Raw genomic sequence first — 15,465 nt, forward strand, 5'->3', positions numbered from 1 at the left:
ATGCGTGTAGCCCTTTACCAATGCCCACCGCTACCACTGGAGCCCGCCGCCAACCTGCACCGCTTGCACCGGGTGGCGATGGAAGCCAACGGTTCGGACCTGCTGGTGCTGCCGGAAATGTTCATGACCGGCTACAACATTGGTGCCGAAGCGGTCAGCACCCTGGCTGAGGTCTACAACGGAGAATGGGCGCAACAGATCGGTCGGATTGCCAAGGCTGCGGGACTGGCGATCGTTTACGGTTATCCCGAGCGTACGGCGGACGGGCAGATCTACAACGCCGTGCAGTTGATCGACTCGACAGGCGAGCGCCTGGCCAATTACCGCAAGTCGCATCTGTTCGGCGACCTCGACCGGTCGATGTTCAGTCCGGGCGAGGCGGATTTGCCGGTGGTCGAGCTGAACGGCTGGAAGCTCGGCTTTCTCATCTGTTACGACCTCGAGTTTCCGGAAAACGCCCGCCGTCTGGCGCTGGCTGGCGCCGAGTTGATCGTGGCGCCGACAGCCAACATGATTCCGTTCGATTTCGTTGCCGATGTCACCGTGCGGTCACGCGCCTTCGAAAACCAATGCTATGTGGCTTACGCCAATTACTGCGGTCACGAGGGCGACATTCAGTATTGCGGACAAAGCAGCATTGCCGCACCGGACGGCAGCCGCATTGCCTTGGCCGGTCTCGACGAAGCGCTGATCGTCGGCGAGCTGAATCGTCTGTTGATGAACGACTCGAGGGCCGCCAACCGCTACCTCAGCGATCGCCGCCCCGAACTTTACGCCGCGCTGAACCAGCGCTAATCCGCTAGCATTGGCACTTCACTGTTCTGGAAGTGCCCATGCCTGTGCCGACTCACCCCCGCCCCCACACTGAAACTCTGGTCAACGGCTTGCGCGTAACCCTGCGTCATGTGCCCGGCCTCAAGCGCAGCGCTGCCGCATTGCGCGTGGCGGCCGGTAGCCACGACGTGCCGTTGGCGTGGCCGGGGCTGGCGCATTTTCTCGAACACCTGCTGTTTCTCGGGACCGAGCGGTTTCCGGCAACCGAAGGGCTGATGGCCTACGTGCAGGGCCACGGCGGCCAAGTGAACGCCAGCACCCGCGAACGCACCACCGATTTTTTCTTCGAGCTGCCTGTGCGCGCCTTCAGCGGTGGGTTGGAGCGTCTGTCAGACATGCTCGCGCACCCGCGTCTGAATCTGGACGATCAATTGCGCGAACGTGAAGTGCTACAGGCGGAATATGTCGCCTGGTCGCAAGATCCGGCAGCGCAAAAGCACTTTGCCCTGTACGAAGGTTTACCGGCAGAGCACCCGCTGCGGGGTTTTCATGCGGGCAATCGCGACAGCCTGAAAGTCGAACTGCCGGTCTTTCAACAAGCGTTGAAAGGTTTCCATCAGCGTTTTTATCGCACCGGGCAGATGACATTGAGCCTGACCGGGCCGCAAAGCCTGGAACAGTTGCGTGTGCTAGCCGAACAGTTCGCTGCTGCGCTACCGGCTGGGGATAAAGTTGCCCAGTCAGCGCCTGTGCCGTTGGCGGTGAAAAGTTATCAACAGGTCGACGGGCTGCACCTCAATTTGCTGTTTGCCTTCGACGCATTGCCGCAATCCTCTGCTGAAGCGCTGGCGTTTCTCTGCCATTGGCTCAATAGCGCCAAGCCCGGTGGGTTGCTGGCGCATTTGCAGCAGCACAATTTCGCTGAGGGATTGAAGGCGCTGCCGCTTTATCACTTCGACGGGCAGGCGCTGCTGCATCTTCAGTTCAACGCAGGCGCCGAATCGCTGAAGGTGATTCACCAGCAGTTGCTGGACTGGTTGAGCTACTTCGCGCAGCAGGACTGGGCGGTGTTACGGGAGGAATATGCAGCCGTGCAGCAACGGCAGCAGCAAATCGGCGGCGCGCTGCAACTGGCGCGACTGGACAGTGAACCGTTGCAACACGGCCTGCCTGATTGTGCCGCTGAAGCACTGAAAAACATTCTGCGCGAACTTGGCGCTGTGGATAACTTCGCCGCGCACTGGCACTTGCCAGCCGCCAACCTTTTCCTGCGCGCCAATGAGCCGCTGACCAACGCCGGACTGATTCGCGGCCAGACCAGCGCGCACCGCGGCCTGCGCACGTTCGCTCAGGACCGCTCACGCGGGCGCCGCGAGCGCTCACCGATGCAGTTCAGCCAGGCAATGCCGGGCAACGGCGATGAAGGTGCGCTATATCTGCGCTGGCAGCTCGACGCCGCCGCCAGCGTTGACCTGCAAGCGCGGCTACAGCGCAGCTTTCAGCTGATCCGGCAAGATGCCAGCGAGGCCGGGGTCGAGGTGTCGTTCAGCGCAACGGGCAGCCAATGGCTGCTGAAACTGACCGGCCTGCAAGAGCCCATGCCCAGCGTGCTGGAGCATGCGCTGAAATGTCTGACATCAGTCTCAGCCGATTCCCCGCGTGGCGAGCCGGAAACGCCATTAATGCCGATCCGCCAATTGCTCAAGGCCTTGCCGGAGAGTTGCCTGGAGCCTGTCGGCGCATCGGATGACGCTTCGCATCTGTGGACAACGGCACGCTGGGACGGCCTCGCGCTGGGGTTCAACCAGCAAAGCCAATCTGCCATGGGCCTGGCCCTGAGCCGCATCCCCGGCCAACCGGATCATCAGTTGTCTGCGCCTTGCGCCATCAAGGGTCGATACCTCTGGCAACACATCGACACGGCATCCAGCGAACACGCCGTGCTGCTGTATTGCCCAAGCGCCAGCCAGAACGTGGCCGAGGAAGCCGCATGGCGCTTGCTCGCTCAATTGCTGCAGACGCCGTTCTATCAGCGCCTGCGCGTCGAGCTTCAACTGGGCTACGCGGTGTTCAGCGCATTGCGTCAAATCCATGGCCGCGTCGCGCTGGTGTTTGGCGTGCAGTCGCCCAACGTGCAGCCTGACGAACTGCTCGAACACATCCAGCAGTTCCTCAATAGCCTCCCAGCGCTGATTGAGCAGATGAATGAAGCCAGCCTCAGCCAGCAACAGCAGAGCCTTGCCGATCAATTCGATGCGGCTGAGCTCGGCTTCAAAGAAGCGGCCGAGCTGCTCTGGCAGGCCCGGCTCGCCGGCCATTCGTCGGATTACCTTGAGCGGTTAGTCGCCGCCATTGGCGCGCTGGACCGCTCGGCACTGCTCGGCGCCGCGCAACGTCTGCTCGACGCCGAAGGCGGCTGGCTCTGCCTCGCCAGCGCTCCGGCTCCCGCCGCCCCTTGGCAAGCGGTGAAATGATCATTACCGAGGCTGCAAGGAGCTTTCTCAAAGATTCACGGGTCATCGCGTTGAAATTTTGAGTAACATAGCCGCCTAACTAATTGGAACATCACTGCGCTGCCGTGGACTATACCTATGGATAGCGCTATCCCAACCCACAGAAGGAGACATCTCATGGCCTGGACCAAACCTGCTTACACCGACCTGCGTATCGGCTTCGAAGTCACCATGTACTTCGCCAGCCGCTGAGTTCTGCTTACGCAGAATCGCAGTGCAACGCCTCGGCTCGCCGGGGCGTTTTATTTTCCGCGTTGAAATGATGGAGTGTTCATGTTCGTCCAGATTCTGGGTTCGGCCGCTGGCGGCGGTTTTCCGCAGTGGAACTGCAACTGCGTCAATTGCGCAGGCTTTCGCGACGGCAGCCTCAATGCCAAGGCCCGCACCCAATCGTCCATCGCGATTTCCGATGATGGTGTGAACTGGGTGTTGTGCAACGCCTCGCCGGACATCCGCGCGCAATTGCAAAGCTTTGCCCCGATGCAACCGGGTCGAGCCCTGCGTGACACCGGCATCAGCGCGATCATTCTGATGGACAGCCAGATCGACCACACCACCGGCCTGCTCAGCCTGCGCGAAGGCTGCCCGCATCAGGTCTGGTGCACGGACATGGTTCACGAAGACCTGAGCACCGGTTTCCCGCTGTTCAAGATGCTCACTCACTGGAATGGCGGGCTGGACTGGAACCGTATCGAACTCGATCAAAGCTTCACCGTCGCCGCGTGCCCGAACCTGCGTTTCACCCCGCTGCCGCTGCGCAGTGCAGCACCACCGTATTCGCCGCACCGCTTCGATCCGCATCCGGGCGACAACATCGGTTTGATCGTTGAAGATTTGAACACTGGCGGCAAGCTGTTCTACGCGCCGGGCCTGGGCAAAGTGGACGCGCCATTGCTGGAGATCATGGCCGGCAGCGACTGCCTGCTGATCGACGGTACGCTGTGGGACGACGATGAAATGCAGCGTCGTGGCGTCGGCACCCGTACCGGTCGCGAGATGGGCCATTTGGCACAGAACGGCCCCGGCGGCATGCTCGAAGTGCTGGAACAGCTTCCCGAGCAACGCAAGGTGCTTATTCACATCAACAACACCAACCCGGTTCTCGACGAGGATTCGCCCGAGCGCGCAGAACTCACGCGGCGCGATGTTGAAGTGGCGTTTGATGGCATGAGTATTGTGCTGTGAGCCGTTGAGACCGCTGCGCGGTCTATCGCCAGCAGGCTGGCTCCCACATTGGATTTGCGGCGCATGCAAATCTCTGTGGGAGCCAGCCTGCTGGCGATGAGGCCCGAACAGTCACCTAAATTCCAACGGTTGTTTCCGGAGAACCGCAATGACCGACACCCCGCTGTCCCACGCCGAATTCGAAGCGGCCCTGCGCGCCAAAGGCGCCTATTACCACATCTATCACCCCTACCATGTGGCGATGTATGAAGGCCGCGCCACGCGCGAGCAGATTCAGGGCTGGGTCGCCAACCGCTTCTATTATCAGGTGAACATTCCCCTGAAGGACGCGGCGATTCTCGCCAATTGCCCGGATCGGGAAATCCGCCGCGAGTGGATCCAGCGCCTGCTCGACCACGACGGCGCTCCCGGTGAAGACGGCGGCATTGAAGCCTGGCTGCGTCTCGGCCAGGCGGTCGGCCTCGACCCGGATCAACTGCGCTCGCAAGAGCTGGTATTGCCCGGCGTGCGTTTCGCCGTCGACGCATACGTCAACTTCGCCCGCCGCGCCAGTTGGCAGGAGGCCGCCAGCAGTTCGCTGACCGAACTGTTCGCGCCGCAGATCCACCAGTCGCGTCTCGACAGCTGGCCGCAGCATTACCCGTGGATCGACCCGGCCGGTTACGAATACTTCCGCACCCGCCTCGGTCAGGCGCGGCGGGATGTTGAACATGGTCTGGCGATCACGCTCGAACACTACAAGACCCGCGAAGGTCAAGAGCGCATGCTGGAAATTCTCCAGTTCAAACTGGACATTCTTTGGAGCATGCTCGATGCCATGAGCATGGCCTACGAACTGAACCGTCCGCCGTATCACAGCGTCACTGATCAACGGGTCTGGCATAAAGGAATCAGCTTATGAGTTTCGACCGCAGCAAAGTCCCGAGCTGGCGTCCCGGCTACCGCTTCCAGTTCGAACCGGCACAAAAAGGCCATGTGCTGCTGTACCCGGAAGGCATGATCAAGCTCAACGAAACGGCCGCCCTGATCGGCGGTTTGATTGATGGCGAACGCGATGTCGCAGCAATCATCGCCAAACTCGACAAGCAGTTCCCCGGCGTGCCGGAACTCGGTGACGACGTCGAGCAATTCATGGAGGTTGCCCGTGAGCAACACTGGCTCACCCTTGGCTGATCTGTCGGCCAAACCTGAAGTCGGCCTGCCGCTGTGGCTGCTCGCCGAGCTGACCTACCGCTGCCCGCTGCAATGCCCGTATTGCTCCAATCCGCTGGATTTCGCCGAGCAGGGCAAAGAGCTGACGACCGAACAGTGGATCAAGGTCTTCCGCGAAGCGCGGGAGATGGGTGCGGCGCAACTGGGCTTTTCCGGTGGTGAACCGCTGGTGCGTCAGGATCTCGCCGAGCTGATTCACGAAGCACGGCAGCTGGGTTTCTACACCAACCTGATCACCTCCGGCATCGGCCTGACCGAGCAGAAAATCAGCGACTTCAAGAAGGCCGGGCTCGATCACATCCAGATCAGTTTCCAGGCCAGCGACGAGCAAGTGAACAACCTGCTCGCCGGCTCGAAAAAAGCCTTCGCGCAGAAGCTGGAAATGGCCCGCGCGGTGAAGGCCCATGGTTACCCGATGGTGCTGAACTTCGTCACCCATCGGCACAACATCGACAAGATCGACCGCATCATTGAGCTGTGCATTGCGCTGGAAGCCGACTTTGTCGAGCTTGCGACCTGCCAGTTCTATGGCTGGGCGCAACTCAACCGTGTCGGCCTGTTGCCGACCAGGGAACAACTGGTGCGCGCCGAGCGCATCACCAACGAATACCGGGCGAAGCTGGAAGCCGAAGGGCATCCATGCAAGCTGATTTTCGTCACTCCGGATTACTACGAAGAGCGCCCGAAAGCCTGCATGAACGGCTGGGGCAGTATCTTTTTGACGGTGACACCGGACGGCACCGCCCTGCCCTGCCACGGCGCGCGTCAGATGCCGGTGCAGTTTCCCAATGTGCGCGATCACAGCATGCAGCACATTTGGTACGACTCGTTCGGCTTCAACCGCTTCCGCGGTTACGACTGGATGCCCGAGCCGTGCCGCTCGTGCGACGAGAAGGAAAAGGACTTTGGCGGCTGCCGCTGCCAGGCGTTCATGCTCACCGGCGATGCGAGCAACGCCGACCCGGTGTGCAGCAAATCCGAACATCACGGCGTGATCCTCAAGGCCCGCGAAGAAGCCGAGAGCGCCACGCAGACCATCGAACAACTGGCCTTTCGCAATGAACGAAACTCACGTCTCATCGCCAAGGGCTGAGCCCTTCAGCGCTTCGCAAGCCGTCGCCGCCGGCGTGGATTTCGCCGAGTTGCAGCTCGGCGTCAACGGCCTGTTCTGGAATGAATATCGCCCGCTGGATGCCGCGTGCCGGATCTGGCACTGGCGCGATGGCGTGGCGCAATGTCTGACGCCGGATGGCTTCAGCGTGCGCAGTCGCGTGTACGAATATGGCGGTGGTGCATTTTGTCTGACGCCTGACGGGGTGGTTTTCGTCAACGAGGCGGACCAGCAGTTGTATCGGCAGCCCCTCAATGGTGTGCCTGTACCACTGACCACCGGCGATTGCCGCTTTGGTGATTTGCAGTATGCGTGCGGGCAGATTCTGGCGGTTGAAGAGCAGCGCAATCAGCACCGATTGGTGGCGGTTGATCTGGCTGACGGTGTTCGGCACGTATTGGCTGAGGGCGCAGACTTTTATGCATCGCCCCTCTTGAGCCCGGACGGTCAGCGCCTGGCGTGGATCGAGTGGAGCCGGCCGCATCAGCCGTGGACCTCAACCCGGTTGATGACCGCCCAGCGCTTGCCCGATGGCGGATTCGCTTCGCCGCGCTGCATGGCTGGCGATGACATTGAAGAGTCGATTCAGCAACCGCGCTTCGATGACGAGGGCCGCCTGTATTGCCTGACTGATCGCGGTGGATTCTGGCAACCGTGGGCGAAAACTGTCGACGGTCTGGAATCATTGGTTGCCGCCCAGGCCGACCATGCGCCGGCACCGTGGCAGCTCGGTGGCTGCACCTGGCTGCCGCTTGGTGATGCTTTCCTGGCCAGCTGGAGCGAAGGCGGTTTCGGTCGCCTTACTCTTGGCGATGTAGATTTCACTGGTGAGTACAGCCGCTTCCGTCATCTGGCCGCAGATCAGCAAAACATCTACTGCATTGCTGCCTCGCCGATCAGCCCCTCGGCGATCATTGCCATTGATCGAATGACGAACGAAGTTACCGTGTTGGCCGGCGGTATGGCGCCGTTGCCCGCCGAACGCATCAGCCGTCCGCAAACCCTGCGTTATCCAAGCGGTTCGGGTGAGGCGCACGGTTTCTTTTACCCGGCCATGACCGCCGAGAAGGCTCCGCCACTGGTGGTGTTCATCCACGGCGGCCCGACATCGGCCTGCTATCCGATGCTCGACCCGCGCATTCAATACTGGACGCAACGCGGCTTTGCCGTCGCCGATCTCAACTATCGCGGCAGCAGCGGTTACGGCCGGCAATATCGCCAGGCGTTGCATTTGCGCTGGGGTGAAGTGGATGTTGAGGATGCGTGCAACGTCGTCGCGTATCTCGCCGACCAAGGCTTGATCGACGGGCAGCGCGCGTTCATCCGGGGCGGGAGCGCGGGTGGCTACACCACGTTGTGTGCGCTGGCGTTCAAGCAAGTCTTCCGCGCTGGCGCGAGTTTGTACGGGGTCAGCGACCCGGTGGCATTGGGCCGGGCGACGCACAAGTTCGAAGGCGACTATCTCGACTGGCTGATCGGCGATCCCGAGCGGGACGCCGAACGCTATGCCGCACGCACGCCATTGCTTCACGCAGACAATATCAGCGTGCCGGTGATTTTCTTTCAGGGTGAACTGGATGCAGTGGTCGTGCCGCAGCAGACTCGCGACATGGTCGCAGCGCTTGAACGCAACGGTGTCCCGGTCCAAGCCCACTACTATGCCGATGAACGCCACGGTTTCCGTCGTGCCGTTAATCAGGCACATGCGCTGGAGCAGGAGTGGCAGTTTTATCGGCGGGTGATGGGTTTATCTGACTGAAATACCGAGTCGTCTCAATCGAGCAGGCTCACTCCTACAAGGGATGTGTTGTGTTCGCAAACACCCTGTAGGAGTGAGCCTGCTCGCGATAGCTTTCTCTCTGTCGCCGCCGGACTCAGCGCTTGGCGATGATATATACCGCATGCACGATCCCCGGAATGTACCCGCACAGCGTCAGCAGGATGTTCAACCAGAACGCCCCGCCAAATCCGACTTGCAGAAACACACCCAGTGGCGGCAACAGAATAGCGATGATGATGCGAATAAAGTCCATGGGGCAGCTCCTGAATGGGGGTTGGCTCACTTGAGCCATACAAGCTAATCGACCTGCGCCGTTCGTCAGGGTTCAGTGCGTCTGCCATTTCATCGCCACCCTCCCCAAAAAAACGCCCCACGCCAAAAGCAATCAGGCGTGGGGCGTGCGTTATACCGCGAGACGGTTCTGGAAATCGGGTAGGAAATGTCAGCTCAAACAGCAATCCCTTTGCGGCATTGCAACTGTGCGGTGCGCACTCGGGAGAATGCGCGGCCCAGGCGCAGGAGCATTTCGTCGATGTTGGTTTTGCTTACGGTGAGGGCCGGGGTGAAGCGCAGGCAGCCCGCCTGCGGGGCGTTGAGCAGCAGTCCTTCGTGGAGGGCGGCGTGGACCACGGCATTGGCGCAATCGTCTGACAGGGTCAGTCCGTAGAACAAGCCTTGGCCGCGCAGGTCGCCGTGCCCGTAGCGGTGTGCCAATCGGGCCAGGCCTTCGCGCAGGTGCTGGCCGTTTTCTCTGACCTGGGCTAGAAAGCTGCGATCCTGCACGCTGTCGAGTACGACCAGGCCCACCGCCGTCATCAAGGCATTGCCGTGATGGGTGCCGCCCAACTCACCCGCGTCAAAACAACAAGCCTTGCCCCGGGCCAGCAGCGCCGCCAAAGGAACACCGCCGCCGAGGCCTTTGCCGAGCACGACGATATCGGCGCGCACGCCGTAGGACTGTTCGGCAAGCAAGTTGCCGCAGCGGCCAATGCCGGTTTGTACTTCGTCGAGGATCAGCAGAATGCCCAAGTCACGGCACAGGCGTTCGACACCTTTGAGGTAATGCTCGCTGGCCGGAATCACTCCGGCATCGCTCTGGATCGGTTCGAGCATGATCGCCACGGTCTGCGCATCGACCGCCGCATGCAGCGCCGGCAAGTCGTTGAACGGCACCTGTGCAAAACCTGGCAGCAATGGCGCGAAACGATTCGCCAGGTTGCAGCTGTCCGAGGCGGGTATCGTCGCCAGACTCCGGCCATGACAGCCCTGCCGGGCGACGATGATGCGCGAAGCACCGCCACGATGCAGTTGACCCCATTTGCGCGCCAGTTTGATCGCCGCTTCACAGGCTTCGCTGCCGCTGTTGAGCAGATAGGCCTGATCGCTGCCGGTGCTGGCACACAGGCGCTCGGCGAGGCTGAGCATGCCGCGATTGTGCAAGTTGAAACCGGGATTAATCAGCGCCTGCGCCTGATTGGCGATGGCTTTGACCAGCACCGACGGGCTATGCCCGAGGCTGTTGGCCCCGCCTGCCTGGGAAAAATCCAGGTAGGCACGGTCATGGCTCTCCCACAGCCACGAACCCTGTCCGCGGACGAACACTTGCTGTGGACGCTGAATGCTGGGCATCAGACGCTCGGCACCGAGGTCACCGTCAGCCTCGGTTGTGCTGTTGTCCATAACGAGGTCATCGAGATTCGGCGCCTGGCGCCGCAGACTGAACAGATTCATGGAAAAACACCTCCTTCGAGGTGTATTGAACTGCCTATGCAAACCCTGTCGAAGCGAACGCTGATCATCGCGCTTTCTGACCCTGCAAGCCCTGTGAATGCGGTTAGACTAGGCTCCCAGAAGGCTTCGGGCCATTTCGATTTACCAGCCATTTCGATAAGCATTACTTATGGATTTCAAACAACTGCGTTATTTCGTCGCGGTCTACGAAGAGGGTCATGTCGGCCGCGCTGCCGAACGCCTGTCGATCTCGCAACCGGCGCTGTCGCAACAGATCCGCCAGCTCGAACAGAACCTCGACGTGACCTTGTTCGAGCGCAGCAGCAAGCGCCTGCTGCCGACGCTTGCTGCCCACACCTTGTATAACCACGCCTTGCCGCTGCTCGACGGTTTGCAACGGGCGCGCGAGGCGCTGGGCAACTTCAAGGGCCAAGCCCTGCGTACGCTGGCGATCGGTGTATTGCAAACGGTGCACACTAGCCTGGTACCACAGATGCTTGAACGGGTACGCAAAGCGCAACCGCATCTTGTGGTGCAGATCTACGAGCTGACGGGACTGGAAATCGAACGGCGTCTGCTCAACGGTTCGCTGGACATCGGCATCAGCTATCTGCCCCCGCGCCAACCGGGTCTGCACGGCGTCATGCTCTATGAGGATGAACTGACACTGGTGATTCCGGCGGATCATCCGTTGCGTGAATTCAAGAAAGTCTCAATGCGCCAGGCAGCCGAGTTGCCGATGTTGCTGCTGGGTGAGGAATTTCAGATTCGCCAGATCTGGCAGGCGCAGCTGGCCAGCCTCGGTCGGCGCCCGCAGGTGCAGGCCGAGTTGAACAATATGGTGGGGATTCTCGACAGCCTGCCGCATACCCGACTGGCGACGGTGCTGCCGGGGCAATCACAGCGGCAGTACGACGAGCAGGATCTGCTTTGGAAACCGCTGAGCGAACCGCGAGTGCCGCTGAAGGTCGGCCTTGTGTGTCGCGATGTGCAACGCCAACAGGCGTCATTGACGCTGCTGCGCGATTTACTCGAAGAAGTGCTGGAGCGCGAAGTGAAACCGGCGCTGGAGCCGCGAGCCTGAAAACTTTTCTTCAGACAAAAGAAAACCCCGCCGAAGCGGGGCTTTGCAGACTGTTTCCCTGACATCCATTTCACTCCGCCACCCTGGCAGAATCCTACGTGTCCGTGTTGTTGCTTTGCGCTTCCTGCGCGACGTCCATGAAATGTAGATTAGCCGTGGATCCAATTGGCGACTATGGGAGAACAGCAGCACGTCATGTAAGCGAATGCTTACATGACGCTATCGCATCAGAATTGAGCGGCATCCAGCAGGAACAGCGACTCGCTGCCGGCCTTGACTGAGGCGCTCAACGAGTGGATACGCGGCAGCAAACGGGCGAAGTAGAAGCGTGCGGTGCCCAGCTTGCTCGCGTAGAAATCTTCCTGCGCTTCTTTGCCCAGAGCGGCTTTGGCCATCAATGCCCACATGTAGGCGTAGGCCGTGTAACCGAATGCTTGCAAATATTCGACAGAGGCCGCGCCGATTTCGTTCGGATTATTTTTCGCCCGGTCGAGCAGCCATGAAGTCAGCTCGTCCAGGGTATCGACTGCGTCGTTCAACGGCTTGGTGAATTCGCCCAGATCGGCGCTCGCGGTGGCGGTGAAATGGCGGATCTCATCGGCGAACAATTGATAGAACGCACCGCCGCTGCCGACGATCTTGCGCCCGACCAGGTCCAGCGCCTGGATGCCGTTGGTGCCTTCGTAGATCTGCGTGATGCGCACGTCACGCACCAGTTGCTCCTGGCCCCACTCGCGGATGTAGCCGTGGCCGCCGAAGATCTGCTGGCCATGCACGGTGGTTTCCAGACCCAGATCGGTAAGAAACGCCTTGGCCACCGGCGTCAGCAGTGCGACCAGATCTTCCGCACGTTTGCGCGTCGCCGGGTCTTCGCTGAACTTGGCGGTGTCGAGTTGCATCGCCACGTACGTGGAGAACGCACGACCGCCTTCGTTCGAGGCTTTCATGGTCAGCAGCATGCGTCGCACGTCAGGGTGAACGATGATCGGATCAGCGACCTTGTCCTTGTTCTGCGCGCCGGTCGGCGAACGGCTTTGCAGACGATCGCGGGCGTATTCAACCGCGTTCTGATACGAACGCTCGCCGGTCGCCAGCCCCTGAATACCGACGCCCAGACGTTCGTAATTCATCATGGTGAACATCGCGGCGAGGCCTTTGTTCGGCTCGCCGACCAGGTAGCCCACGGCTTCGTCGAAATTCATCACGCAGGTCGCGGACGCCTGGATGCCCATCTTGTGTTCGATCGAGCCGCAGTTGGCCGGGTTGCGCGCGCCGAGACTGCCGTCGGCATTGACCATGAACTTCGGCACCAGGAACAGCGAAATGCCCTTCGGACCCGCCGGGGCGTCCGGCAGCTTGGCCAGCACCAGGTGGATGATGTTCTCGGTGAGGTCGTGCTCGCCGCCAGTGATGAAGATCTTGGTGCCGCTGACCTTGTAGGAACCGTCGGCCTGTGGCTCGGCCTTGGTGCGAATAATCCCCAGGTCGGTGCCGGCGTGCGGCTCGGTCAGGCACATGGAACCGGCCCAAATCCCCGCGTACATGTTCGGCAGGTACGCCGCTTTCAGCTCTTCGCTGGCGTGGGCGTTGATCGACAGGCAAGCGCCGGCGGTCAGCATCGGATACAGACCGAACGCCAGGCTGGCGGAGTTGACCATTTCTTCGACCTGAGCCGATACGGCCTTGGGCATGCCCATGCCGCCGTAGGCCGGATCGCCGCCGACGCCGACCCAACCACCTTCGGCATAGGTCTGATAAGCCTCGGGGAAACCGGCCGGCGTGGTCACGGCACCGTCGGCCCAGTGACAGCCTTCTTCGTCAGCGGCGCGGCTCAGCGGGGCGATGCTTTTGCTGGTGACCTTGCCGGCTTCTTCGAGAATCGCTTCAACGGTTTCGACGTCGACGGTCTCGGCCAGCGCCGGCAGTTCGGCCCAGAGTTTGGCGACTTCGAACACTTCATTGAGGACGAAGCGCATATCGCGCAGCGGCGCTTTGTAGTCGGCCATGGCAAACCTCGCAGGATCTGGAATAGGTGATTCGTGGAATGATGTTTTCTGTGAGCCGGAGTGTACCTCAACAACTTTTGCGACACATAGGGTCAGGCCATGACTGATTTGTTATTTTTAGTCATCTCAATATTCCCAAAAAAGAAGCCCGCAATCAGCGGGCTCTTTTTTGCCGCCAACCCTTAGAGCGCGAACAGCTCCGCCGGCATTTTCATCAGACAATCGCTACCCGCCTCGATCGCCGCGCGGTGTGCAGCGGTACGTGGCAGCAGGCGCTTGAAGTAAAACTCGGCCGTCGCCAGTTTGCCGCGCAGGAAATCCGCCTCGCCCGCGCCCGCGTCCAGTTGCGCCTGCGCCACCAGGGCCATGCGCAACCAGAGGTAGCCGAGAATGATGTAGCCGCTGTACATCAGATAATCGACGGATGCTGCGCCGACTTCGTCGGGGTTCTTCATCGCTGCCATGCCGACCTTCAAAGTCAGATCGCCCCACTGCTGATTCAACTCATTGAGCTGCGCAACGAACGCACCCAACTGCGCATGCTCGGCGTTGGCGGCGCAGAACTTGTGGACGATTCTGGTAAAGCCGCGCAGCAACTTGCCCTGGCTGCCGAGCACCTTGCGCCCGAGCAGGTCCAGCGCCTGAATGCCATTGGTGCCTTCGTAGATCGGGGCGATGCGGCAGTCGCGCACCAGTTGCTCCATGCCCCATTCACGAATGAACCCATGGCCACCAAACACCTGCATGCCGTGATTAGTCACTTCCAGCCCAGTGTCGGTCATGAACGCCTTGCAGATCGGCGTGAGAAACGCCAACAGGTCTTCGGCCTCCTGACGCGCCTCGGCGTCGCTGCTCAAATGTGCGCTATCGAGTAGCTGCGCGGTGAAATAAGTCAGTGCCCGATTGCCTTCGTTGAAGGCTTTCATGGTCAGCAGCATGCGCCGAACGTCCGGGTGGACGATGATCGGATCGGCGGCTTTTTCCGGCGCTTTCGCGCCGGTCAGCGAGCGCATCTGCAAGCGGTCGTTGGCGTACTTGATCGCACCTTGAAAGCTCGCCTCGCCCAGACACAAACCCTGCATGCCGGTGCCGAGGCGTGCGTGGTTCATCATGGTGAACATGCAGTTCAGGCCCTTGTTCGCCTCGCCGATCAGAAAACCTTTGGCGCCGTCGAAATTCAACACGCAGGTGGCCGAGGCCTTGATGCCCATCTTGTGTTCGATCGAGCCGCATGAAACGCCGTTGCGCTCGCCCGCTTCGCCTGCCGCATCGGGCAGAAACTTCGGCACGATGAACAGCGAGATGCCCTTGGTCCCGGCCGGCGCGTCCGGCAGTTTGGCCAGGACGAGATGAATGATGTTGTCGCTCATGTCGTGCTCGCCGGCGGAGATGAAGATCTTGCTGCCGGTGATCGCGTAGCTGCCGTCGACCTGCGGCACGGCGCGGGTCTTGATGATGCCCAGATCGGTGCCGCAATGCGCTTCGGTCAGGCACATGGTGCCAGTCCATTGCCCGGCGGTGAGTTTGCTCAGGTAGGTGTTTTTCTGTTCGCTACTGCCGTGGGCATGGATCGCCGACATGGCGCCGTGGGTCAGGCCCGGGTACATGCCCCAGGATGTGTTGCTGGAGCCGACCATCTCACTGATCACCAGCCCCAGCGAACTCGGCAGGCCCTGGCCGCCATAGGTCGGATCTGCAGCCAGACCGTGCCAACCGCCCTCCACGTATTGTGCGAAGGCTTGCTTGAAGCCTGTAGGCGTTGTCACCACACCGTTGTCGAAATGGCAGCCTTCTTCGTCACCGCTGCGATTGAGCGGCGCAAGCACGTTCTCACAGAACTTCGCGCCCTCCCCAAGGATCGCGTTGATCATGTCAGGACTGGCGTCATGGGCGCCGAGGGCAGCGTAATTGCCGTGGAAGTCGAAGACGTGGTCAATCAAAAAGCGCATGTCGCGCAGGGGAGCTTTGTACTCAGGCATGGTGGCTTCTCCGTCAGCAGATCGATTCAACCTACTGCCGGCCACCCCACCCGACAATCATTGTGCAGACGCTGAATGCGCCGTCATCAC

13 protein-coding genes are annotated in these 15,465 nt (G+C 60.9%); 9 read left to right on the forward strand and 4 right to left on the reverse strand.

Features of this window, described 5'->3' with window-relative positions:
• From ACYYKW_RS01770 to ACYYKW_RS01805, 8 genes are all read left to right on the forward strand, one after another.
• Window positions 1-795 (forward strand): carbon-nitrogen hydrolase family protein, encoded by a 795-nt coding sequence (locus ACYYKW_RS01770; protein ID WP_464989267.1) that lies wholly within the window; start codon window positions 1-3, stop codon window positions 793-795.
• Window positions 796-833: 38 nt separating this feature from the next.
• Window positions 834-3,248 carry a pyrroloquinoline quinone biosynthesis protein PqqF gene (pqqF, locus tag ACYYKW_RS01775; protein ID WP_464989268.1) on the forward strand — a complete coding sequence of 805 codons (2,415 nt, stop codon included), beginning with the start codon at window positions 834-836 and terminating at the stop codon, window positions 3,246-3,248.
• Between the two features lie 156 nt (window positions 3,249-3,404).
• Window positions 3,405-3,479 carry a pyrroloquinoline quinone precursor peptide PqqA gene (gene pqqA / locus ACYYKW_RS01780; protein ID WP_003444522.1) on the forward strand — a complete coding sequence of 25 codons (75 nt, stop codon included), beginning with the start codon at window positions 3,405-3,407 and terminating at the stop codon, window positions 3,477-3,479.
• 81 nt (window positions 3,480-3,560) lie between these two features.
• Entirely contained in the window at window positions 3,561-4,472 is a 912-nt protein-coding gene (gene pqqB / locus ACYYKW_RS01785) for a pyrroloquinoline quinone biosynthesis protein PqqB (RefSeq protein WP_464989269.1), read from the forward strand.
• Window positions 4,473-4,620: 148 nt separating this feature from the next.
• Window positions 4,621-5,373, forward strand: a complete 753-nt coding sequence (gene pqqC / locus ACYYKW_RS01790; protein WP_464989270.1) for a pyrroloquinoline-quinone synthase PqqC — start codon at window positions 4,621-4,623, stop codon at window positions 5,371-5,373.
• Complete coding sequence (pqqD, locus tag ACYYKW_RS01795; protein ID WP_464989271.1) at window positions 5,370-5,645, forward strand: pyrroloquinoline quinone biosynthesis peptide chaperone PqqD; 276 nt, start codon at window positions 5,370-5,372, stop codon at window positions 5,643-5,645. Before pqqC ends, pqqD begins: the two co-directional genes overlap by 4 nt.
• Window positions 5,617-6,777, forward strand: a complete 1,161-nt coding sequence (gene pqqE / locus ACYYKW_RS01800) for a pyrroloquinoline quinone biosynthesis protein PqqE (protein WP_464989272.1) — start codon at window positions 5,617-5,619, stop codon at window positions 6,775-6,777. The genes pqqD and pqqE overlap by 29 nt, the downstream gene beginning before the upstream one ends.
• Entirely contained in the window at window positions 6,743-8,554 is a 1,812-nt protein-coding gene (locus ACYYKW_RS01805; protein ID WP_464989273.1) for an alpha/beta hydrolase family protein, read from the forward strand. Before pqqE ends, ACYYKW_RS01805 begins: the two co-directional genes overlap by 35 nt.
• Window positions 8,555-8,669: 115 nt before the next feature.
• Here ACYYKW_RS01805 and ACYYKW_RS01810 read toward each other — a convergent pair whose 3' ends face one another.
• Together ACYYKW_RS01810 and ACYYKW_RS01815 are read right to left on the reverse strand one after the other, a co-directional pair.
• The gene (locus tag ACYYKW_RS01810; RefSeq protein WP_003228885.1) at window positions 8,670-8,828 is read right to left on the reverse strand and encodes a YqaE/Pmp3 family membrane protein; all 159 of its coding nucleotides are present in this window, start codon (window positions 8,826-8,828) and stop codon (window positions 8,670-8,672) included.
• Between the two features lie 194 nt (window positions 8,829-9,022).
• A complete protein-coding gene (locus ACYYKW_RS01815) occupies window positions 9,023-10,306 on the reverse strand; it encodes an aspartate aminotransferase family protein (protein WP_464989274.1) in 1,284 nt (427 codons plus the stop codon).
• Between the two features lie 169 nt (window positions 10,307-10,475).
• Here ACYYKW_RS01815 and ACYYKW_RS01820 point away from each other — a divergent pair, with 169 nt between their 5' ends.
• Window positions 10,476-11,390: a LysR family transcriptional regulator gene (locus ACYYKW_RS01820; protein WP_464989275.1), complete on the forward strand. Its 915-nt coding sequence runs from the start codon at window positions 10,476-10,478 to the stop codon at window positions 11,388-11,390.
• Window positions 11,391-11,617: 227 nt separating this feature from the next.
• Here the strand turns inward: ACYYKW_RS01820 and ACYYKW_RS01825 are convergent, their stop codons facing one another.
• The gene (locus tag ACYYKW_RS01825) at window positions 11,618-13,396 is read right to left on the reverse strand and encodes an acyl-CoA dehydrogenase C-terminal domain-containing protein (protein WP_093097678.1); all 1,779 of its coding nucleotides are present in this window, start codon (window positions 13,394-13,396) and stop codon (window positions 11,618-11,620) included.
• 182 nt (window positions 13,397-13,578) lie between these two features.
• Window positions 13,579-15,375, reverse strand: coding sequence for an acyl-CoA dehydrogenase C-terminal domain-containing protein (locus tag ACYYKW_RS01830; protein ID WP_464989276.1), 1,797 nt, complete (start codon window positions 15,373-15,375; stop codon window positions 13,579-13,581).
• Window positions 15,376-15,465: the final 90 nt, after the last annotated feature.

Source organism: Pseudomonas sp. 15C (assembly GCF_055484735.1).

Coding starts and splice junctions, on each gene's coding strand:
- ACYYKW_RS01820 (WP_464989275.1), top strand. CDS start 10,476: ATGGATTTCAAACAACTGCGTTATTTCGTCGCGGTCTACGAAGAGGGT.
- ACYYKW_RS01805 (WP_464989273.1), top strand. CDS start 6,743: ATGAACGAAACTCACGTCTCATCGCCAAGGGCTGAGCCCTTCAGCGCT.
- pqqF (WP_464989268.1), top strand. CDS start 834: ATGCCTGTGCCGACTCACCCCCGCCCCCACACTGAAACTCTGGTCAAC.
- ACYYKW_RS01830 (WP_464989276.1), bottom strand. CDS start 15,375: ATGCCTGAGTACAAAGCTCCCCTGCGCGACATGCGCTTTTTGATTGAC.
- ACYYKW_RS01815 (WP_464989274.1), bottom strand. CDS start 10,306: ATGAATCTGTTCAGTCTGCGGCGCCAGGCGCCGAATCTCGATGACCTC.
- pqqC (WP_464989270.1), top strand. CDS start 4,621: ATGACCGACACCCCGCTGTCCCACGCCGAATTCGAAGCGGCCCTGCGC.
- pqqB (WP_464989269.1), top strand. CDS start 3,561: ATGTTCGTCCAGATTCTGGGTTCGGCCGCTGGCGGCGGTTTTCCGCAG.
- ACYYKW_RS01825 (WP_093097678.1), bottom strand. CDS start 13,396: ATGGCCGACTACAAAGCGCCGCTGCGCGATATGCGCTTCGTCCTCAAT.
- pqqD (WP_464989271.1), top strand. CDS start 5,370: ATGAGTTTCGACCGCAGCAAAGTCCCGAGCTGGCGTCCCGGCTACCGC.
- ACYYKW_RS01810 (WP_003228885.1), bottom strand. CDS start 8,828: ATGGACTTTATTCGCATCATCATCGCTATTCTGTTGCCGCCACTGGGT.
- ACYYKW_RS01770 (WP_464989267.1), top strand. CDS start 1: ATGCGTGTAGCCCTTTACCAATGCCCACCGCTACCACTGGAGCCCGCC.